Source organism: Idiomarina aquatica, assembly GCF_003987185.1.
GTDB classification, from domain to species: Bacteria; Pseudomonadota; Gammaproteobacteria; order Enterobacterales; family Alteromonadaceae; genus Idiomarina; species Idiomarina aquatica.
Window position 1 is genome coordinate 333,962 of sequence record NZ_PIPS01000002.1, and the last position, 22,859, is coordinate 356,820.

At 51.9% G+C, this 22,859-nt stretch carries 14 protein-coding genes; 7 read left to right on the plus strand and 7 right to left on the minus strand.

Annotation, left to right across the window (positions count from 1 at the left end; translation table 11 throughout):
* Positions 1–69: 69 nt before the first annotated feature.
* Positions 70–2,235: a catalase/peroxidase HPI gene (katG, locus tag CWE23_RS08485; RefSeq protein WP_126820006.1), complete on the plus strand. Its 2,166-nt coding sequence runs from the start codon at positions 70–72 to the stop codon at positions 2,233–2,235.
* Positions 2,236–2,259: 24 nt separating this feature from the next.
* Here katG and CWE23_RS08490 read toward each other — a convergent pair whose 3' ends face one another.
* From CWE23_RS08490 to CWE23_RS08500, 3 genes are read right to left on the minus strand one after another with little or no spacing between them, the layout of a single operon-like run.
* Positions 2,260–3,270, minus strand: a complete 1,011-nt coding sequence (locus tag CWE23_RS08490; protein WP_105306555.1) for a LacI family DNA-binding transcriptional regulator — start codon at positions 3,268–3,270, stop codon at positions 2,260–2,262.
* A gap of 2 nt (positions 3,271–3,272) precedes the next feature.
* The gene (locus CWE23_RS08495; RefSeq protein ID WP_105306554.1) at positions 3,273–4,610 is read right to left on the minus strand and encodes a glycoside-pentoside-hexuronide (GPH):cation symporter; all 1,338 of its coding nucleotides are present in this window, start codon (positions 4,608–4,610) and stop codon (positions 3,273–3,275) included.
* Positions 4,604–5,977 (minus strand): GH1 family beta-glucosidase, encoded by a 1,374-nt coding sequence (locus tag CWE23_RS08500; protein ID WP_105307740.1) that lies wholly within the window; start codon positions 5,975–5,977, stop codon positions 4,604–4,606. The genes CWE23_RS08495 and CWE23_RS08500 overlap by 7 nt, the downstream gene beginning before the upstream one ends.
* Positions 5,978–6,106: 129 nt before the next feature.
* On the opposite strand from CWE23_RS08500, the gene CWE23_RS08505 reads away from it, so the two are divergent.
* Positions 6,107–7,378, plus strand: a complete 1,272-nt coding sequence (locus tag CWE23_RS08505) for a sugar MFS transporter (RefSeq protein WP_105306553.1) — start codon at positions 6,107–6,109, stop codon at positions 7,376–7,378.
* Positions 7,378–9,909 carry a glycoside hydrolase family 3 protein gene (locus CWE23_RS08510; RefSeq protein WP_126820007.1) on the plus strand — a complete coding sequence of 844 codons (2,532 nt, stop codon included), beginning with the start codon at positions 7,378–7,380 and terminating at the stop codon, positions 9,907–9,909. The genes CWE23_RS08505 and CWE23_RS08510 overlap by 1 nt, the downstream gene beginning before the upstream one ends.
* A gap of 103 nt (positions 9,910–10,012) precedes the next feature.
* On the opposite strand, the gene CWE23_RS08515 is transcribed toward CWE23_RS08510, so the two are convergent.
* The 4 genes from CWE23_RS08515 to hexR form a co-directional block, all read right to left on the minus strand.
* Complete coding sequence (locus CWE23_RS08515; RefSeq protein WP_105306551.1) at positions 10,013–12,994, minus strand: TonB-dependent receptor; 2,982 nt, start codon at positions 12,992–12,994, stop codon at positions 10,013–10,015.
* A 30-nt stretch (positions 12,995–13,024) separates the two neighbouring features.
* Positions 13,025–15,667, minus strand: a complete 2,643-nt coding sequence (locus CWE23_RS08520; RefSeq protein ID WP_105306550.1) for a glycoside hydrolase family 16 protein — start codon at positions 15,665–15,667, stop codon at positions 13,025–13,027.
* A 150-nt stretch (positions 15,668–15,817) separates the two neighbouring features.
* Positions 15,818–16,834 (minus strand): type I glyceraldehyde-3-phosphate dehydrogenase, encoded by a 1,017-nt coding sequence (gene gap / locus CWE23_RS08525; RefSeq protein ID WP_126820008.1) that lies wholly within the window; start codon positions 16,832–16,834, stop codon positions 15,818–15,820.
* A gap of 13 nt (positions 16,835–16,847) precedes the next feature.
* On the minus strand, positions 16,848–17,708 hold the full coding sequence (hexR, locus tag CWE23_RS08530; RefSeq protein WP_105306548.1) for a transcriptional regulator HexR: 861 nt from the start codon (positions 17,706–17,708) through the stop codon (positions 16,848–16,850).
* A 131-nt stretch (positions 17,709–17,839) separates the two neighbouring features.
* On the opposite strand from hexR, the gene zwf reads away from it, so the two are divergent.
* Genes zwf through glk form a run of 4 tightly spaced genes read left to right on the plus strand, consistent with a single transcriptional unit; the run spans position 17,840 to position 22,854 of the window.
* Positions 17,840–19,324: a glucose-6-phosphate dehydrogenase gene (gene zwf / locus CWE23_RS08535; RefSeq protein WP_126820009.1), complete on the plus strand. Its 1,485-nt coding sequence runs from the start codon at positions 17,840–17,842 to the stop codon at positions 19,322–19,324.
* A gap of 13 nt (positions 19,325–19,337) precedes the next feature.
* Complete coding sequence (pgl, locus tag CWE23_RS08540) at positions 19,338–20,015, plus strand: 6-phosphogluconolactonase (RefSeq protein WP_157982920.1); 678 nt, start codon at positions 19,338–19,340, stop codon at positions 20,013–20,015.
* A 9-nt stretch (positions 20,016–20,024) separates the two neighbouring features.
* Positions 20,025–21,863 carry a phosphogluconate dehydratase gene (gene edd, locus CWE23_RS08545; protein ID WP_105306545.1) on the plus strand — a complete coding sequence of 613 codons (1,839 nt, stop codon included), beginning with the start codon at positions 20,025–20,027 and terminating at the stop codon, positions 21,861–21,863.
* Positions 21,850–22,854 (plus strand): glucokinase, encoded by a 1,005-nt coding sequence (gene glk, locus CWE23_RS08550; protein WP_105306544.1) that lies wholly within the window; start codon positions 21,850–21,852, stop codon positions 22,852–22,854. Before edd ends, glk begins: the two co-directional genes overlap by 14 nt.
* Positions 22,855–22,859: the final 5 nt, after the last annotated feature.

Here is a 22,859-nt window from a genome sequence, read left to right on the forward strand (position 1 = left end):
ACTGACGTAGCTAATCGTCAGCATCAACGAATTTTAGACAACGATTTAAACAACAAAGGAAGGAATCATATGAGTGCAGGTAAATGCCCAATCATGCACGGGAGCATGACCAATGAAGGCAAAAGCAATACCCATTGGTGGCCGAACGCGCTAAAACTGGAAATTCTGCGGCAGCACGACAGAAAAGCAAATCCAATGGACGAGGATTTTAATTACGCTGAAGAATTTAAAAAAATCGATCTGGAAGAATTAAAGCAAGACCTTAAAGACCTGATGACAGACAGCCAGGACTGGTGGCCGGCTGACTGGGGTCACTACGGCGGTCTAATGATTCGTATGGCCTGGCACTCGGCAGGCTCTTATCGATTGGCCGATGGCCGCGGTGGCGGCGGTACCGGCAACCAACGCTTTGCGCCGTTGAACAGTTGGCCGGACAACGTCAGCCTCGACAAAGCGCGGCGGTTACTGTGGCCGATCAAGAAAAAGTACGGCAACAAATTGTCATGGGCCGACTTGTTTATTTTAGCCGGTAACATGGCGTATGAGTCGATGGGTTTGAAAACCTTTGGATTTGCCGGTGGGCGTGAGGACATTTGGCATCCCGAAGAAGATATTTACTGGGGCAGCGAGAAAGAATGGTTGGCTGAAACCAAAAATCGCTACAGCTCGGATGAACAACGTGAATCGCTGGAAAATCCATTAGCGGCCGTGCAAATGGGGCTTATTTACGTGAACCCTGAGGGCGTTGACGGTAATCCGGATCCGATGAGAACCGCTCAGGATGTCCGTGAGACCTTTGCCCGTATGGCCATGAACGACGAAGAAACCGTTGCCTTAACGGCCGGGGGGCATACCGTCGGTAAATGTCACGGTAACGGCAAGGAAGAAAATCTGGGACCAGAACCGGAAGCTGCCGATGTCGAAGAGCAAGGTTTCGGGTGGCGCAACAGCGGCGGTAAAGGTATGGGCCGTGATACCGTGACCAGCGGCATCGAAGGCGCGTGGACCACCAACCCAACCCAATGGGATAACGGCTACTTCTACTTGCTGTTTAATTACGAGTGGGAGTTGAAGAAAAGCCCAGCGGGAGCCTGGCAATGGGAACCCATCGACATTAAGGAAGAAGATAAGCCCGTTGATGTCGAAGATCCGTCTATTCGGCATAACCCGATCATGACCGATGCCGACATGGCAATGAAGGTGGATCCGGCGTATCGCAAAATAGCCGAGAAGTTTTATAACGATCCGGATTACTTTGCTGATGTGTTTGCGCGTGCCTGGTTCAAGTTAACGCACCGCGATTTGGGACCCAAAGATCGTTATTTGGGGCCGGATGTGCCGGCGGAAGATTTAATCTGGCAGGACCCGATTCCAAAAGTCGATTATCAGTTGAGCGACACCGAGGTTGATGGTATTAAACAGCAGTTGCTTGACAGTGGCCTCAGCTCATATGAATTGATCTCTACGGCCTGGGACAGCGCGCGTACCTTCCGCGGTTCAGATTATCGTGGCGGCGCTAACGGTGCACGTATTCGTTTGGCACCACAGAAAGACTGGCACGGTAATGAGCCGGAGAAACTGCAACGAGTATTGCAGGTACTGGAAGAGGTTCGCCAGTCGCTCGATAAAGACGTCAGCATTGCTGATTTGATCGTGCTCGGTGGCACGGCGGCGGTGGAAAAAGCCGCTAAAGATGCCGGTTACGATATTCGAGTACCGTTCACGCCGGGACGCGGTGATGCAACCGATGAGATGACCGATGCCGAGAGTTTTGCACCGCTGGAGCCATTGCATGACGGTTATCGTAACTACCTGCAGAAAGACTATCAGGTGCCGGCTGAAGAGCTACTGCTCGATCGCACTCAGTTGATGGGCTTGACGGCGCCGGAGATGACCGTGCTGATTGGTGGTATGCGCGCGTTGGGCGCGAATTACGGTGAATCCAAACAGGGCGTGTTTACCGATCGTGTTGGTGTGTTAACCAATGATTTCTTTGTTAACTTAACCGACATGAATAACGTTTGGAAAAAAGCGGGTGATCATTACGAAGTACGCGACCGTAAGACCGGCGAGGTTAAGTGGACGGCGTCACGGGTGGATCTGGTGTTCGGTTCCAACTCAATTCTGCGCTCGTATTCGGAGCTGTACGCGCAGGACGACAACCAGGAGAAGTTTGTAAAAGACTTCGTCAAAGCCTGGGTGAAAGTAATGGATGCCGATCGCTTTGATGTTTAAGGCACTTTAAACAGCCACTAACGGTTAGGCCTCGTCTGGAGCGGGGCCTACCGAACAACGCTCAATCACACGCGGTTCAAACACCGTTTGAATCGCGTCTACTTTTTGGTCATAAACGCGTTTTAGGATTAACTGCGCCGCCATTTCCCCCATACCTCCGACCGGATAATTTACAGTCGTCAGTTTTGGATGGGTATAGTGTGAAAAGTTCACGTTATCAAAACCCATAATCGACAAATCCGCCGGTAACTCACGGCCAAGCTCGCGTGCCGCTGTCAGCGCACCGGCCGCCATTTCGTCGTTGGCACAAACCAATGCGGTAATTGACGGATCATTCTCTAACAGGATACGGGCGCCGGTTTCACCGCTTTTCTCATGGTAGTCGCCCTCATAAAACCGTTGTTCGGAGGGTTCTAAGCCGAACTCTGTCAAGGCTCGAATATGCCCCTTGTAACGCTGGTCGGCGTCGTGCTTCCACATAGGCCCCGAAATATAACCAATGTGTCGGTGACCGTGCTCGAGGATATGCCGAGTTGCGAGATAACCGCCGTGTTGGTTATTTAAGGTAATACAGCGATCGTAAAGCGGAGCGACAAAGCGGTTAATCAAGACAAAACGCACCTTCTTTTGCATTAATTCAACCAAGTAGTCGTCGCTGACTGCCTCAACATGCAGAATAAGGGCATCACAGTTACGGCTTTGTAAAAACGCGATGCTGTCCTTTTCGAGTTTTTCGTCACTGTGGCCGGCGGCAATAATGACGTGTTTGCCCGCCTGTCGAAAACGGTTCTCGATATCGCTGAGCAGGGTACCGAAAAACGGACCATTGAGTTCAGGTACGACAATACCAATACTGTTTGAGCGATTTGAGGCCAGTGACTGTGCCACTGAATTTGGCTGATAGCCTAGTTTCTCGACGGCCGCTAATACTTTGAGTCGTGTTTCCTCGCGTACTGGCGTGTTTTTGTTCAGCACACGCGATACCGTGGCGAGTGATACGCCGGCAAGTTTGGATACTTCGTAAATGGTCGCCATGTTCAGTTTTGCTCCCCTGCATTGAGATCCAGAACTCGGTTAATTTCCTGAACCTTGGGTTGGGTAAGAGTGTACCCGCGCATCACATAAGCGACAAGCAGCGAGGCTAAGGCCGGCAATAAGGCAAAGGCGATCAGAATACCCTGTTGCGTGGCAACGGGTTGTAGCTGATCGGGTACGTAGTTATAAAAGGCTAGCCACCAGCCGGCAATGGCGCCACCGAGTGCCAGACCGAGTTTGATAAAGAAAATAACCGACGAATACACCATACCGGTGGCGCGGACGCCAAATTTCCAGAAACCGTAATCAACCACGTCAGCCATTTTGGCCCACAGCATTGGTGTCCCCATTTGCAGGAAAAAGCCCCAGAAGAAGTACAGTGCGGTAGCCAGCACGAACTGCTCTGCCGGTACCCAGAAGGCGGCTGCGCAGATGATGGCGGAAACAACCTGAATGCTGATATAAGCTGTCACTTTGTCAATGTATCGGGTTATCCATTGGGCACTGGCGCAGCCTAAAATGTTGCCGACCATGCCAATACTTACAAACATCGTCACCATGTCTTCGCGTAACAGGTAGTACTTGACGTAATAAATGGCCAGCGTGTTTTTTAGTGCAATGCCGGTCAGCACCAACAGTGCTGCCAGTGATAAGCGGCGCCACTGTGGGTTGTGCCAGAGTAGTGCCAGCCCTTCCGTTAATTTCATATTGCCGGTATGGCGCGCGGTTAACCGTTCTTTGGTACCGGCAAAGCACAGAATAAAGAGCACCACGCCCAGTGCGCTGAGTACGGCAATGGTCAGCTGATAACCACTGACATTGTCGCCGGCGCCCAGCCATTCGACCAACGGCAGGGTGGTGGTTGTCACCAGTAATCCCCCCAGCATACCGAACACAAATCGATACGACTGCACCGAAACGCGTTCCAGTGGGTCAGCGGTTAAAACGCCGCCTAACGCCGAGTAAGGGATATTAATGGCGGTATAAGCCAGCATTAACAACCCATAGGTGGCGTAGGCATAGACAATTTTGCCGTTGGTGGAAAAGTCGGGTGTGGTAAACGCGAGCACACTGAAAAAAGCAAAAGGTAAGGCCATCCACAATAGGTAAGGACGAAATTGGCCATGGCGAGAACGGGTACGGTCGGTAATCAGCCCCATTAACGGATCAGTGACGGCGTCCAGAAGCCGTACCAGCAAAAACATGGTTCCAACGGCCGCCGCCGGGATACCAAAAACATCCGTGTAAAAAAAAGCCAGAAACAACATAACCGTCTGGAAGATGATGTTGCTGGCAGTGTCGCCTAATCCGTAGGCTACTTTTTCGCGGCGCGTTAACATGGTTCCGTTGCAATCATCTTATGTTTTCTCTCAAGTAAGAGTTGTTGCCAGGCTTTTGCACTGTCTTTAAGGCGTCGTTGTTGCGTTTTAAAATCAACATGCACGATACCAAAGCGCTGGGTGTAACCCTCGGCCCATTCAAAATTGTCCATCAGGCTCCAAATGAAGTAGCCACGAATATCAACCCCTTGCTGCATACTTTGCTCGACTGCCGTCAAATGCTGCTGGAAATAGTCGATGCGCTGTGGGTCATGAATGTTGCCATCGATGACCGGATCCGGGTAAGCCGCACCGTTTTCTGTGATGTAAATCGGAGGCAGATTCGCATAGGTCTTTGTAAGCTCTGTCAGGATCTCTGTCAAGCCCTGCGGATAGACTTCCCAGCCCATGGTGGTAAGTCCATCACCGCTCGGCGGGATGTCTTTGAACCAGCCATTTTCGGTGCCTTTGAAGGTAGTGCGGGTGTAATAGTTAACGCCGAGGAAATCGATCGGCCTGGCGATCACCGCCATATCACCGTCGATAATTTCAGGCCGCTCTTCGGGCTGTAACTGTTGTAACAGGTCCGGGTAGCTGCCCTGTAACAGCGGTTGTAGATACCAGAGGTTATGGTAGGCGTGTGCCTGTTTGGCGGCACGTTTATCCTGCTCAGCAGCGGAAGCCGCATGACAGGGGCTGAAATTCAGCACAATACCGTGTTGCGCCTGTGGTGCGTGTTGACGGAGTTTGGGCAGGGCCAGGCCGTGTGCCAGCAGAATATGGTGCGCCGCCTGGCGGCCATTCTTGCGACGGTTACCGGGCTGTGGTCCCGGCGCATGAATACCGGCTTCATAGCCCAGGTAAGCACTGCAAAAAGGTTCGTTGATGGTGGCGTAACTGGCTACCGAGTTACCAAGCGCTTGTGCGACCGCCTCGGCGTATTCGGCAAAGCGATAAGCCGTTTCGCGATTAAGCCAGCCGCCTCTATCCTCTAAATACTGCGGTAAGTCCCAGTGGTATAGGGTAACGTGGGTTTTGATACCGCGGCTGGCCAGTGCTTGTACAAGCTTGCGATAGAATTGCAGCCCCTGTTGATTTATGCTTTCATCTTCGTTGATAACTCGTCCCCAGGCAATCGATAAGCGATACGCATCGACACCGAGGCTGGCAATCAGTTCGACATCCTGTTGCCAGTATTTGACGTGTTCGCAGGCGTGATCACCGTTACTGTTGTCTTTGATTGTGCCGGTCTGGCGACAAAAGGTATCCCAAATGCAGGTGGCTCGCCCGTCGCTGTCGCCTTCGATTTGAAAGGAAGACGTAGCCACCCCAAACACAAAATCGGACGTTAATAAGGGGGATCGATCATTAATCGTTATTTTTTTCATATTCACCTGCGAAATAAACGGGTTTTCATTGCGAAACGAATCAAATATGCTATACATGAAAGCGCTTACATCATAGTAGATGGTGTTTTAACCATCGTCAAAAAAATAAAATAATATTAAGAGGGAATTATGACAACGCCGCAAACCTCGGCGCTAGTAGGCGAGGGCAGCGATAACAACTATCGTTTTGCTCTGACTGCGCTCACTTCGCTATTTTTTATTTGGGGATTCATTACCTGTCTCAATGATATTCTGATTCCATACCTGCGTTTATTGTTCGACCTGAACTACACGCAGTCGATGTTGATCCAGTTCTGTTTCTTCGGAGCCTATTTCATTATTTCAATTCCGGCCGGGTTAATGGTCGGAAAAATTGGTTATAAGATGGGGATTGTCACCGGGCTGTTAATTGCCGGTGCAGGCTGCGTACTGTTTTATCCTGCTGCGATGTTGGAAATTTATGGCCTGTTTTTATTGGCGCTGTTTATTCTCGCCTCCGGCGTGACCATTCTGCAAGTTGCGGCAAACCCATACGTGACCCGACTGGGGCCGGAAAAGACCTCGTCCAGTCGCCTGACCATGACGCAGGCATTCAACTCGCTGGGCACCACCGTGGCACCGTTTTTTGGCGCCTGGTTAATTTTTGGTGGTGTTGCTGATCCGGAAGTATCCGGCGTTAGCAAGGACACGGTATCCCTGCCGTACTTCATTCTGGCAGCGACACTGGTATTGATGGCCATCGTGTTTGTAAAATTAAAATTGCCGGAGATGGGCAAAGTTGACCAAGCCGCGGCGTTACCAACAAAAGGCGGCGCCTGGGGACAAAAGCACTTGGTGCTGGGAGCCATTGGTATCTTTGTTTATGTCGGTGCCGAAGTCGGTATCGGCAGCTTCCTGGCGATCTACCTGTCGCAGTCAGATATCGGCAATATGTCCAGTTCACAAGCATCGCATTACATTTCCTGGTATTTCGGTGGCGCTATGGTGGGCCGATTTATCGGTGCTGCGGTGATGCAGAAGTTTGCCGGTAATCGGGTACTGCTGTTTAACGCCAGTTGCGCGGTTGCATTGGTTGCCATCAGCATGAACAGTTCCGGTGCACTGGCGATGTGGTCGTTGTTGTTCGTCGGTTTGTGTAACTCCATTATGTTCCCGACCATTTTCAGTCTTGCGCTACATAACTTGAAAGAAAGCACCAGTCAGGGCTCCGGCATTTTGTGTCTGGCCATTGTCGGTGGTGCCATTGTGCCGTTGTTGCAGGGTGTGCTGGCGGACATGACCAGTGTCCAATTCGCCTTCATTCTGCCATTGCTGTGTTATGTCTACATTGCGTTTTACGGTTTTCGTGGCCATCGACCGGGTGCCTTCAAACGTATGCTGGATGAAAAGGAGACGGCTTAATGAAGCTTTCGTATCTTTACTCGGCCATTGCCCTGGCAACGACGGCAGTGGCCGGCTGCTCAGACGCGACCAACACCCAAAGCGCCGGCAACGACATTTGGCCGCAGCTTAAGTTACCGGTTGCTCAAGAGCCAACGGTCGAACAACGCATCGATGAGATGCTGGCTAAAATGACACTGGAACAAAAAGTGGCGCAGATGATCCAGCCAGAGATCCGTGACATCACGGTCGAGGACATGCGTAAGTATGGCTTTGGTTCCTATCTTAACGGTGGTGGAGCGTTCCCGAACAACGACAAGTACGCGACACCGCAAGATTGGATTGCACTGGCTGAATCCATGTATCAGGCGTCGGTCGATGACAGCGTTGACGGTATCGATATTCCGACCATGTGGGGCACCGATGCGGTTCACGGCCATAATAACGTAATTGGCGCAACGATTTTTCCGCACAATATCGGTTTAGGGGCTGCGAACAACCCGGATCTTATTGAAGACATTGCCGGTGTCACCGCAACCGAAGTGATGGTAACCGGTATCGATTGGGTGTTTGCGCCGACGGTTGCCGTTGCCCGTGATGTACGTTGGGGGCGCACCTACGAGAGCTACTCGGAAGATCCACAAATCGTGCACGATTATTCGGCAGCAATCGTCAAAGGGTTGCAAGGCGAGGTCGGTAAAAACTTTCTTGATGAACGCCATGTCATCAGTACCGTTAAGCACTTTATTGGCGATGGCGGCACCACCGACGGTATCGACCAGGGCAACACCGAGATTTCGGAACAGGAGTTGTTCGATTACCATGCACAAGGTTACGTCGGCGGTTTGCAGGCCGGCGCACAAACGGTCATGGCCAGCTTTAACAGTTGGAATGGCGAAAAAATTCATGGTGATGAGTACCTGTTAACGGACGTACTTAAAGAAAAAATGGGCTTTGACGGTTTCGTCGTTGGCGACTGGAACGGTCATGGCCAAATTGAGGGTTGTCGCAATGACAACTGTCCACAGGCGGCAAATGCCGGTCTGGATATGTACATGGTGCCAACCCAAGCGTGGAAGCCGCTGTACGAGAACCTGATTGCTCAGGTTAAAGACGGTACGATTAGCGAAGCCCGGGTTGACGATGCGGTGCGCCGTATCCTGCGGGTTAAAATCCGTGCTGGTTTATTTGATAAGCCAAGCCCGGCGCAACGTCCGTTGTCCGGAAAAACCGAGTTAATTGGTGCAGAAGAACATCGAGCAATCGCGCGTCAAGCCGTTCGCGAGTCGTTAGTACTGTTGAAAAATAACGAAAACTTGTTGCCGCTCAATCCCAATCAGCGCATTTTGGTGGCCGGCCCGGCAGCCGATAATATCGGTCAGCAGTCCGGTGGCTGGACCATCAGTTGGCAGGGTACCGGTAACAGCAACGATGACTTTCCGGGCGGCACTTCCATTTATCAGGGCATCGCCGACGCGGTCACTGGTATGGGTGGCTCGGTAGAGTTGGCCGTGGATGGCGAGTACCAGCAAAAGCCTGACGTCGCGGTGGTCGTTTACGGTGAAACGCCGTACGCGGAAGGTAACGGAGATATCGATAACGTTGATTATCAACGCGGTAACCCAACCGACCAAGCGCTGCTGGAACAATTGAAAGCGCAGGGGATCCCTGTGGTTTCGGTGTTTATCAGCGGTCGTCCGATGTACGTTAATCCAGAACTTAATGCGTCAGATGCGTTCGTTGCGGCTTGGTTACCGGGCTCCGAAGGGCAGGGTGTCGCGGACGTGATCATTGCCGATGAAAACGGCGAAGCCCGTTATCCGGTACGTGGAAAATTACCGTTCTCCTGGCCAAAAACACCAGCACAAGGGCGCCTGAATGCCGACCAGCAACCCTATGATCCGCTGTTTAAGCTGGGTTATGGTTTGAGCTACGACGACAGTACTGAGGTTTCAGATACCTTGCCAACGGATTTTGGTGATGCCGTAGCGCAGGCTGATGCGGTGGTGTTTGAACGCGCTCCGCAAGATCCGTGGAGCTTGCATATTGGCCACGCTGAAGGCCGCACTGAAGTCACCAGCAGCATTCAGTCATTGAACGGTGTGACCACCGAAACCTTCGATGATCGTGTGCAGGAAGACGCAAGGTTATTCCGTTTTGACGGGCAACAGCCGGGCTTTTTCACCTTTGTCAGTCCGTTCCCGCGTGATTTACGGGCTTTTGCCAACGAGCAAGGGGTGCTGTCGGTAACGCTTGATGCAAGCTTTGCCGATGACGAGGCATTAGATCTTGCCTTTAATTGTGGCGCTGATGCTTGTCAGGGACAATACAATATTCGTCAATACCTGGCTGAAGATGGTATTAACCCGCAGCAAACCGAGTGGCAGCAGCTCGATTTTTCGGTTTCCTGTCTGGCCGATGACGGTGTTGATGTGGCCAAACTTGGCGAGATCTTCCGTCTGCAAACGGCTGGACAAGCCGAAGTACGCATTCGCGACATTCGCATGACGCAGGCACAGCCACAACAGGACGTTATTTGTTTGGGGAACTAGTTTCCCCCTTAAGGCTATAAAAAAGGGCCGACATCCTTGGATGTAGGCCCTTTTTAATGGGCGCTACCCCCAGGGAAAAGGCAGCGCCTTAGTGCTTGCTGTATTAGAAGGTGTAACGTGCACCTAATGCATAGCGAGGACCGTACTGACGAGCAAACAGGAATTGCTCTTCATAACGACCGTAGCCTTGCTCGGTTTCGTTGTTCAGGTTGATACCTTCAAAGAACACCGTCAGTTGTTCGGTTACGTCGTAGTTAACGCTCAGATCCCACTGACCAAAGGCACGCGCGTATTGCGGTGGTGCATCAGAAGAGCCCTGCGCTTGACCGACACCCAATAAGTAGCTGTCACGCCACGCGTAAGTCGCCCGTACAGACCAACCATAGTTTTCATAGAATAACTGCAGGTTGGCCGAGTCACTGAGACCGACCAGCGGTGCCTGTTGCTCGAGGCTTTCATTGTTAAAACCAACGTCGCCATCAACTACGGTGGCGTTTGCGCCAAAACCAAAGCCAGATTCACCAAATAGGTGTTGTACGGCAACTTCAAAACCATCAACTGACTTTTCCCGAGTGTTGGTTGGCTGGCTGATGTTCCAGACCATCAGCGGATCATCGGCATTCGGCTCGATTACACCGTTTTCGTTGCCATGACCATTGGCCAGCATCTGTTCAAAGATAGCCGTTGAAGTCGCTTGTTCACCACGCGCCTCAATATCAGCAATCGCTTGTTGGTAGCGCGGACCTTCGAAAATGTCACGCAGACCTTCAATGGTGGTTTCAGTAATGGTGTCCTGAATGTAATTATCGACTTTCTTCTTGAAGTAGCCAATGGACGCGTAACTGCCTTCGCCATAGTAATATTCAAGCGATAAGTCGAAGTTCAGTGACTCAAACGGCAATAGGTTAGGGTTACCATTGCTACCGCTGCGAGCCCCCGGTTTAGGACTTCCGCTCAGGCTACGAGCTCCTGCCAGTTTGCCAAGCGGCGCACGGGCGATGGTTTTACCGGTAGAGAAACGGCCGACCAGGTCTTCCGTCAAGTCCATCTTCACATCGAACATCGGCAGGAATACGTCGTGCTCACCCGTCTGTGTTAACAGCCGTGGTTCACCACCCTCGTATTGCATGATCCATTCGGATGGGCTGGTCCAGTTAACTTGCTGTTCAACCAATTGGCGAACCACACTGGTGACATCGGTCTGCTCGTAACGAACGCCAAAATTCACCTGTGTAAAGAAGCCGGCAAGGTCAAACTCCCACTGGGATTGAATAAACGCCGCGTCGGTGGTTTCGTTCAAGCCGGTCAGGCCATCCAATGAGCCCGGTGGCAAACCGACAATAAAGGCATTATCACCATCGGTGATGAAGTTTGCCTGACGAGCCAGCGCCTCTGCGATGTCGTAGGTGTAGTAATAGTTTTGCGCTAAATCACTACCGCCGCCGACAAACTCATCCAAAAAGCCATCGGTGGTGTGGTATTCGAACATACCGTCCGGGAAAATGTGCGTATAGCTTGGGTTAAAGCCCGGACCACCAACCAAACCACTCCAATAGCTGGCGCCTTGCATATCTTGGTCGGTACGGCTCAAACCACCTTTAATCGATACCAGCGGAATGCTCCAGGCAGAGTTGTACCAGGTGGCTTCCACTTGGTATTGCTTGATGTTGGTTTCGCCTGGGTTACGCAAAAACTGGCTGAAGTTAGAGTCGATTTCGCCTGGTGCCAGCACATTGGTACCGTTGTTCCAAAGCACGCTTGCCTGCGGGATTTCGCCAGTACGATAATCGTAGATTTTGGTGCGCAACTGATCCGAACCAAGAATGATTTGGCCGGTTGAGTTAATGCCCTTATCGGCGCCATTGTCAATTTTGTTACTGGAGTCGTGTACGTCAACCCAAAGGTTTAAGTCGGGGGTAAGATCCCAACTCAGGTTAAGACCGATAGAGTCGGCTTCGATTTCCGTGGTGTCCCAGTTCGCGGTAAACGAGGCATCGTTACCGGCGATATCGGCATACACCGCGGTACCGTTTTCATCCAGAATGTAAGAATTGATGTTGCCACCAAACTCATTCCAGATACCCCAGCCGTAACCCACTCGACCCGAGGTACGGCGCGATCCCGTGTAATCTGCGGTCAATACCATGCTGTCAGTCGGCGCGAATTGCAGCGTCAACTGGCCATTAGTACGTTCGTTCTGAACATCGGTAAAACCATAGTTCATGTCTTTCGGGAAGAAGTGGTTGCCAATGCGCTCGCCGTCTTCACCGATAGGGCGGGGGTCGGTAAACTCACCCTCTTCAAGATCGGGCAAGCCGACGTTCGCCTGCCAGCCCTGGATGTTGGCATACTGTTGTTGGAAGTCACGACGGTGCTGAGACAATGACAGAGCCACGCCAAACATATCATCAGCAAAGGTGTCACTGTAAATCGCCGCCAACTCAGGGGTTACTGAGTCGCCGGTGTCAACGGAACTGTCGTGCAGGGCTTTGCCCATGACCACAAACTGACCTTCTGACTGCTGGAAAGGCCGAGTCGTTACGATATTCACGGTCGCTCCCAGGCCACCGGTTGGCATCGCTGCGCGCGCAGTTTTATAAACTTCCAGCGCGGTGACGTTTTCGGAGGACAATGCCTCCATGTTGTACGAGCGCGAGTAACCGGTGGATGGCATTTGTCGGCCGTTCAGGGTTACCAGGTTAAACTCGGGGCCAAAACCACGCACGGTGATTTGGCTGCCTTCACCGTCGTTACGGCTGATCGATACACCGGTAATACGCTGCAGCGATTCCGCCAGGTTGGTATCCGGGAATTTACCCATTTCTTCAGCGGAAATGCCGTCAACAACGCCTGAGGACTGGCGTTTAAAGGCCGTAGAACGCGACAAACTGCCGCGTATACCCTGAACGTTGATGACTTCCATCGCATTTTGTTCACGTTCCTGCAGTTGTTGCTCTGTTTGTGCGGTTTCTGCAGATTCTGCCGCCTGCTCTTGTGCAAACGTAGGAAAGATCAGACCGGCACTCAGTACGACTGAGACGGCTGCCGCGACTGGGCTTTTGCTAAACATAAGTGGTTTTTTCATTATCTTGTCCATTTCTGTTTGTCGTACCGATTAAAAGTTTTCGATGCTCAGGTTATCAACTTGATACACAGCGCCTGATGATTGACCCCAGGTTGGGAAAATCATGATCACGCTGATGTCGCTGATATCCAGACCGGCATCGAATAACGACTGCAGGGTAAAGTTGTAGGTTGCCCATTCACCAGCAACGGGCTCTTCGCCATAGTTACCGGATGATAACGGCACCTCCACCGCTGTCGCTGCACCAGACGATTCGACTTTTACTAACCACTGCGCGTCAGCACCGCTGGGTTGATCGACGACACGCATATCAAAACTGATGGCGCCGTTGGCGAGCAATGCCGATGCATCAAAGGTGGCGCCGTCATTGGCGAGGAAGCCTAACACAGTTTCCGGAGAGCCGAGAATTTCGAACTGGGCAACGTTGTTGTAGGGCGCTTCGGCTTCAACAACTTGTGGCGTTGAACCGGCACAGCAGTCCCACAGTGTCCAGTCTGCGTTCACTTCTTCGTCAAAGATGGTGATTTCATCAGAACCTGCGCTCGGATCGTAAATGCGCGCTTCATCAACACGGAATACCGCGCCTTCGCCGGTACCCCAGGCAGGGAACATCATGATTACGTCGATGGCTGACACATCCAGTCCTTCGTCCGCCAGTTGTTGCAGCGGGAAGGTGTAAGTTTGCCATTCGCCGGTGGTGGGTGCCTGACCGCCATTACCGCTGGCCAGCTCAACTTCGGCGAAGGTTTCAGCGCCGTTCGACTCAACCTTAAACATCCATACTGAGTTTGGATCATTCGGGCTGGAAACCACTTTCATATCAAATTGGATAACACCCTCGACGAGCAGCGCCGATGCATCAAACTGAATGCCTGAACCATCCGCTGGCTTAAAGCCGACTACCGTTGGAGTGGCACCAATCTCAAATTCGCCAACAACACCGCGTTCTTCATCCACGACCTCTTGTGGCGTGGTTCCACCACAGCAGTCCCACAGTGGCCAGTCCGGATTTTGCTGGTCGTCGAACAGTACCAGTTCCGGTGATTCAGCTTCCGGTGAAGTGATTTCAACGTTGGTCATCAGGTACTCAGCACCTGCGCCCAACCCCCAGGACGGGAATACCATGAACGCATCAATGGCCGATGGCTCGAGGCCGGCATCAACCAGTTGTTGCAGTGGGAAGGTATAGGTCTGCCATTCACCAACGACCGGAGCAACGCCCTCGGCGCTCTCGGTAATCGGCAATTCAGCAAAGGTTGCGGCGCGGTCACTTTCAACCTTGAACAACCAGCTTGCGGAACCGTCGCTGGGCGCAGAAGTTACCTTCATGTCAAAGCTGATGCTACCTGACTCGATCATGCCGCTAGCGTCAAAGGGTTGCGGCTGTCCGTTTTCGTCCGTGATGAACTCTTCACGGGAAATAAAACCGTTTACCGTCGGCGTGTCGTTAACCACAAACTGATAGACCTGACCCTTATCGGCATCGTCAATCAGCGCTGGGGTAGAACCACCACAGCAATCCCACGCCGGCCAATTTGGATTCGGTGTGCCATCAAAAATGGTCAGGTTTTCTACGGTAGTGGAGGGTGGAGAAGGGATAGGAGCTTTACCGGTAACGAGGGTTTCTTCGTCGTCATAGCCAGCACGGAGAGTTTCACAGCCTTTGCCGGTATCCGGGTTTTGATTACACTGGTAGACATTAATGTAATCAATTTCTAACGTCTGGCCTTCAGCGAAAGCGCTTTCATTAATACCCAGGTTATTGGTATTTTCCGGCCAGTCGCCGCCGACCGCTAAGTTCATGATCACATAAAAACGCTGATCATAGGGAGCAGGGCCATAGTCCACTTTTAATTCACCCGTGGACTGATCGTAATACTCCGTAAACCAGCCTTGGTGGTTCAGACCAATGGCTTCACCCTTGCTGTTATAACGAACCTGAGAGTCGCGTTGTGTTTGATACAAATAGCCATCGACATACCAACGAATTTCGCCTTCTTGCCACTCGATCGCATAGGTATGGAAATCGTCGGCTGGGTTTACGCCGTCAGGCAGTTGATAAGCTTTGCCAGAAGAGGCGTTGTTAGGCCAGTCCCGACCATAGTGCAGGGTACCGTGTACGTTGTTTTCAACGTTGCCTTCTTCGTCAACGGTTTTTAGGTTAACCGCTTCGACAATATCGATTTCACCGGATTTCGGCCAACCGCCGTAAACAGAATCTGTCGGCATCATCCAAACCGCCGGCCAGGAGCCTTGTCCTTCCGGCAGTTTAGCACGCACTTCAATGCGACCGTATTTGAAGTCGCCTTTGTTCTTGCTGTTCAAGCGCGCCGAAGTGTAAGGCAAATTGCCTTCCGCATCTTCGCCGGCAGGCAACGCGACAATTTTTAGCGTACCATCCGAGACATAAGCGTTTTCCGACGAGTCGGTGTAACACTGCTGTTCGTTGTTTCCGCCGCCCTGGCAGTTGACTTCAAAGTTCCATTTGTTCTCGTCAATGGCATTGCCTTCGAAGTCATCACTCCAGACCAGCTCCCACTCATCGACCGGGGCGGTTGTATCAATTTGCGTATACTGCGTGTTTGTTTCAACACTGTCGCCACCACAGCCGGCTAGACCAAGCGCTACAAAAGCGAGCGCCAGTGGGGTGCGTGTTAGATTTGTTGGCTTCATAACTGAATTCCTGGTTAGTCATTCTTGTTCTTGTTTAGTGATGCTTTGTGCGTTTTTTAAACATTTAATGTAAGCGCTTTCACAAAATAGAACAAGAAAATAACATCGTCAATCAATGCAGCCAAATTATTGCAAAAAGATTGCATCAAATTATTTACGACTGATGCCGATCAAGTACCTCGCATTGTCCAGCATGCGTTGGCTAAAGCCCCATTCGTTATCGTACCAGGCCATGACTTTTACCAAGCGACCATTAACACGGGTCTGTTTAACATCAAAAACACTGGAATAGGGTGAGTGGTTAAAGTCACTGGAAACCAGTGGTAATTCATTGATGCTTAGCACCTCAGATAATGGACTTTGTGCGGCTGCCTGACGGATGATGTCATTCACTTCGTCGACACTGGTGTCGCGACCGGCGATAAAACTTAAATCAACCAGTGACACATTCGGTGTTGGTACGCGTACGGCCAGCCCGTCAAATTTACCGGCAAGTTCCGGGATCACCAGGCCAATGGCAGCGGCTGCGCCGGTTTTCGACGGAATCATAGACTGTGCTGCGGCGCGGGCGCGTTGCAGATCGCTGTGGTAGGCGTCCAGCAAACACTGATCATTGGTGTAGGCGTGCACAGTGGTCATCAGCGCATTGTCGATGCCGAGAGCTTGGTTCAGGGGTTTTGCGATTGGTGCCAGACAGTTGGTGGTGCAAGAGGCGTTCGAGATAATGCGCATATCAGCGGTCATATCCTGATGGTTCACACCGTAAACAAACAATCCGTCGACGTCTTTTGCCGGAGCTGAAATCAATACCTTTTTGGCACCCGCTGTGAGGTGTTTTTCGGCACCGGCGCGGTTGGTAAACAACCCGGTACATTCCATAACCACATCAATGTCCAGCTGTTGCCATGGTAATTGTGCCGGATCACGCTCCGAGAAAACGCGCACTTGATGTTGATTAATCGATAGGCTGTCGTCGGTCGCACTGATGTCAGCAGCAAATTGACCGTGTACGGTGTCGAACTTCAGCAGGTGAGCGAGGGTTTTCGGATCACCCAGGTCGTTAATGGCAACCAATTCGAACTGATCCTGTAAACCACCTTCAAAAATGGCACGGGCAATATTTTTACCAATACGGCCAAAACCATTAATCGCAACTTTAATTGTCATGGGATGTCCTTACTTATTTGTTATTTGATGGGTTGGCTGGGTAGCGCGAATCTTTCAAGCCAGCCTTAACTCGAGCTAAACGTTGTTTCATATCGTCGCCGTGAGCCAGGGCGAAACCGGCAACGATGGCATCGATGAGCACCATTTGGGCGATACGGGATGCCATTGGCATGTAGTGATCAGTGTCTTCCGGAACCTCAGTGCTGACGACGATATGACAGAATTTAGCCAGCGGACTGTCTTTAGCGGTGATGCCGATCACTGTCGCGCCATTTTCATGCGCAAGTTGCGCAATCTCGCACAACATCTTGGTGCGTCCGGTATGACTAAAGCAAAGCACCACATCACCGGGCAGGCTGTTAATCGCGGCGACCTTTTGTACCAAATGGTCATCGGAATAAATGGCCGGTGTTGTGAAGCGGGCAAATTTGTTCTGGGCATCATGGGCGACCGATGCCGATGCGCCATAACCGAAAAAGGAGATTTTGCGCGCCTCGACCAGGCAATTTATGGTGGCCTCTACTGCGTCGCGGTCTATTTTTTCGCGGGCTGTGGCCAATGCTGATTGTGTGGCCGCAAAAATTTTATCGGTGACGTCGGCCACCGAATCGTCGTCATTGATCTGTGAGTTGACGTAAGAGGTGCCTTTAGCGAGTTGCTGAGCCAACTGCAACTTAAAGTCAGGGAAACCTTTGCAGCCAATGCGGCGGCAGAACCGATTGATGGTCGGCTCACTGACGGCGGCGGTCTGTGCCAGAGTCGCTGTCGAGGTATGAATGATGGCCTCGGGATCATTCAGTACCACCTGAGCGACTTTGTATTCATTTTTGCTTAAATCCGGTAGGCGTTCACGCACCGTTTGCACTATGTTCATGGACACAATTCCTGAAATACGATTTGTAATTTAATTACATTAATGTTTGCCATCCTAACGCAAAAGTTGCTAAAGTGTGAATAGAAATGTAGTAAAATTACAAAAAAGCCATAGCCCGAGTGGATAAACCAATGACAAAAGACTGCCCAAAGTGTTGTGACATGGTGCTTTTTGGTGCGTTAGGCGACCTCGCCCGACGCAAACTGATACCTGCACTCTATCAACTGGAGAAAGCGGGACTGATCGCGGCTGACAGTCGTATTGTTGGCGTAGCCCGCGAATCGTTCGAAGCCTCAGAAGTTAATCAGAAGGTTGAGGATATCGTACGGCAGTTTGTTGCTGCCGATGCCATTGAAACCGATAGTTTGGCGCGCTTTTGTAAACGCTTTCATTTTGTCGCGCTGGATTTTACCGATACCGAAAGTTATCAGAATCTGGCTACTGTACTGAATACGCAGGCCGCAACTGAGCAAAAACGCCAGCGGATTTACTACCTGGCGACACCGCCGGCACTGTATTCCGCAATTTGTGCCGGGCTGAGTGAGGTCGGCCTGAACGCCGAACCCGCACGTATCATCCTGGAAAAACCCATTGGTCATAACCTTGCCTCGTCAAAGGAAATCAACGAGCACGTGGGTGCGCACTTTAACGAGTCACAAATCTATCGTATTGATCATTATCTGGGTAAGGAAACGGTACTCAACCTACTTGCACTGCGCTTTGCCAACTCACTGTTTTCCAATAACTGGGATCACAATGCGGTAGATCACGTGCAGATCACGGCGGCAGAGCAAGTCGGTGTTGAAGGGCGCTGGAGTTACTACGACGACGCCGGTCAGCTACGGGACATGGTGCAAAATCACTTATTGCAGGTGTTGTCATTAATTGCGATGGAGCCGCCGTCGCGACTGGATGCCGAGAGCATTCGTGACGAGAAGTTAAAGGTGCTGAAATCGCTGCGACCGATTAACCACAGCAACAGTCAACAGTTAACGGTGCGTGGTCAGTACACCAGCGGCTTTGCCGGTGACAAAAAGGTACCGGGTTATTTAGACGAGCCGAACGCGCGCGAAAACAGCAGTACCGAAACCTTTGTCGCGTTAAAGGCTCATATCGATAACTGGCGTTGGGCGGGGGTACCATTTTATTTGCGCACCGGAAAGCGAATGCCGGAAAAGCGAAGTGAAGTCGTAATCACCTTCAAAAAACAGCCGCACAATATTTTCCACGAGACCCTGCCGGATCTTCCCCCGAACAAATTGATCATTCGCTTGCAGCCCGACGAAGGCGTTGAGGTGCAAATGCTGAATAAGATCCCGGGTTTGGGTAAACGCATGCAACTTAAGGCGACCACGCTCGACTTAAGTTTTGACGAGACCTTTAAAAAGAAACGTATTGCCGACGCTTATGAACGACTGCTGCTAGAAGTTATGCACGGCAACCAGTACCTGTTTGTGCATCGCCAGGAAGTCGAACACGCATGGGATTGGGTCGATAGCATCATCGCCGCCTGGGAAACCACGGAAGCAACGCCGAAGCCGTATCCGGCTGGTAGCTGGGGGCCAGTGGCAGCGGTATCTTTATTAGCACAAGACGGCAGAGAATGGGATGAATAACGAGGATATGTCTGTGAAAACTTTTGAGAGCAACGAGCAACTGTCTGAAACCCTCTGTAAGCAGGTGAGCCACCAGTTGAGCGACGCCATTGCCGAGCGGGGTCATGCGTATTTAGTGGTTTCCGGCGGTAATACACCCAAACCATTATTTCAGCGTCTGTCGCATACTGACATTGACTGGAAGCATGTCACGGTTTTGCTGGCTGACGAACGCTGGGTATTGCCTGACTCGAACGACAGTAACGACAAACTGATCAAAACCGTATTGTTAAAGAATAAAGCCGCCAAGGCCAATTACATCACTTTATTCACCGGCCATGAGCAAGCTGAAAATGCTGCGCCGGTGCTGTCAAAACAGTTGGCAGAGCTGCCACGGTTTGACGTAGTCATTTTGGGCATGGGCGATGATGGACATACGGCCTCGTTGTTTCCGGACTGCGCTGAACTGGAACAGGGGCTGCACACGGATGAAGCCGTTATCGCAACGCACCCAACCCGTGCGCCCTATGCCCGTGTCAGCCTGACCAAATCGCGACTGCTCAACAGTCAGCATATTTATGTACACTTCTGCGGTGAGAAAAAACTGCAGGTGTTTAAACAAATTGAAGCAAACCAACAGCCGGCGTTGCCGTTAGGGGAATTTGTACAGCAACAGGCTGTCCCTACGGAAGTTTATTACAGCGCTGCTTAGGAGGTTATGATGAACCCAACGGTTGAAGCCGTAACGCAACGAATCGAACAGCGCAGTGCCGCGACGCGCCGTGACTATCTGGCGCGCATGGCTGCCGCGCGCAAAAAAGGGCCGCACCGCGGAGCCTTGTCTTGCGGTAACCTGGCCCACGGCTTTGCCGCGTGTGGCAAAGAGGAAAAACAGGAACTGCGCAGTCTGATCAAAGCCAATATCGGCATTGTTACTGCGTATAACGACATGTTATCGGCGCACCAGCCGTACCACGATTACCCGGATAAAATTAAGCAAGCGATTCGAGAGGTTGGCAGCGTTGCGCAAGTGGCCGGCGGCGTGCCGGCAATGTGTGACGGTGTGACTCAGGGCCAACCCGGCATGGATTTAAGCCTGCTCAGCCGTGATGTCATTGCCATGGCCAGTGCCGTGAGTTTGTCACATAACATGTTCGACGGCGGCCTGATGCTGGGGATCTGTGACAAAATCGTACCGGGCTTGTTGATTTCGGCATTGAGTTTTGGTCATCTGCCGTTTATTTTCGTTCCGGCAGGGCCGATGCCGTCCGGTATTCCTAACAAAGAAAAAGCGCGCATTCGCGAACTTTACGCCGAAGGCAAAGTGGGTAAAGATCAGTTGTTGGACGCAGAAGCGGCGTCATATCACAGTGCCGGTACCTGCACCTTCTATGGCACGGCGAACTCTAACCAGTTAGTGGTCGAATTAATGGGGCTGCACCTGCCGGGCTCATCCTTTGTCAATCCGGGCAGTGAACTGCGCGAGCAACTGACTCGCGCCGCCGCACAACATGTAACACGTATTACGGATCTGGGCAGTGATTATCGCCCAATCAGCGAAATCGTGACCGCAAAAAGTCTGGTCAATGGCATCGTCGGCTTGCTGGCAACCGGCGGCTCAACCAATCACACCATGCACATCATTGCCATCGCCCGAGCTGCCGGCTATTTGATTAACTGGAGTGACTTCGAGGAATTGTCCTCGGTAACACCGATGTTGACGCGTATTTATCCGAACGGGCAGGCTGACATCAACTATTTCCAGCGTGCGGGTGGTATGGCATTTCTTACTCGCGAACTGCGCGATGCCGGGTTGTTACACAACGACGTTGAAACGGTTGTAGGTCGTGGTCTTGATATGTACACCAAACGACCGACCTTGGACGATGACGGGAAATTAACCTGGGTAGAAGTGGGTCAGGAGTCGCTCGATGACGACGTGCTTCGGCCTTGTAGCCGACCGTTCAGTGATCACGGCGGCCTCAAAGTGCTGGACGGCAATTTAGGCCGCGCGGTGATCAAAACCTCATCCTTGCCGGAAGACATTGAGCCGGTAACGGCACCGGCGGTGGTGTTTACCGACCAGCATGATCTCGATGCGGCGTTTAAAGCGGGCAAACTCGATAAGGACTGTGTGGTCGTGGTGAAGTATCAGGGACCTAAAGCCATCGGCATGCCTGAACTGCATAAACTGACGCCGCCACTGAGCGTCCTGCAACAGCGTGGCTATAAAGTGGCGCTGGTTACGGATGGACGTATGTCCGGTGCATCGGGTAAAGTGCCTGCTGCCATTCACGTTACCCCGGAAGCGGTCGACGGTGGGCTTATCGCGAAAGTACGCGACGGTGATAGGGTGAAGGTGGACTTCCTTACCGGCGAACTGTCGTTATTAGTCGATGAGCAGGAATTGGCACAACGTGAACCAGAAAGTATTGATTTAAGCGACAGCCATTTTGGCATGGGACGCGAACTTTTTGGTAACCTACGCGCCAGTTTCAGCGGTGCAGAACAGGGCGCCAGTGTCTTATTTAAGGAAGATTCAGAATATGGTGAGCAGTGAACATACGCCTCCAAGCGAGGGCTTTGCGGTAGTAGCGGATATCGGTGGTACCAACGCCCGCTTTGGACGCATTTGTTTAAGTACCTTTGAGATGGACCGGATTCAGGTATTCCCTTGTGCGGAATACCTGAACCTGACCGATGCGATGATCGCCTACCGCGAGCAGCAACAAGTGGCGTTGGAGCATGTAGCCATTGCCATCGCCTGTCCGGCTGAAGGCGATGCGATTCAGATGACCAATCATCACTGGCAATTTTCGGTTGAGGGCACCAAACGCGCACTGGGGCTGAAAAGCTTTATTGTGTTAAATGATTTTGCGGCCGCCGCCATGAGCCTGGTGACGCTGGATAAAAGCGAGCAGAAAAAAATTGGTGGCGGTGCTAAGCAGGACGATGCGCCGAAAGCGGTTTTGGGTGCTGGTACCGGGCTGGGTGTCGGGCATTTGATCACACTCCCCGGTGGCGATGTAATGCCATTACCGGGCGAGGGTGGGCATGCCGACTGGGCACCGATTAACGATAAAGAATGGGCAATATACGAGTTTCTGTCGCGTCGTTTTGACGGTCGGGTATCGGCGGAACGGGTGTTGTCCGGGCCAGGGCTGGAGAATCTGTACCAGGCCATTGCGGCGTATCACGACCGCGCGGTTCCGCCGTTGCGGGCAAAAACCATTGGCGCTCGTGCACTCAGTGCCTGTGACGCGATTGCTGTCGAGGCGGTCGAGCAATTTTTTGCCAGTTTAGGCAGCTTTGCCGGCAATCTTGCACTGACGCTGAATACCCGCGGTGGCGTTTACATCGCTGGTGGTGTGGTGCCTAAGTTGTTGCCATTGATGGCGGCGTCTGAGTTTCGTGCGCGATTTGAACAAAAAGGGCGGTTCTGTAACCTCGCCGAGTCCATCCCATGTTATGTGATTACCGCAGAGCATGCCGGTATGCGCGGTGTTGCGCAGTATTTAAAACAACGCTTACAGCAACGTCAAAAATCATAGGAAAG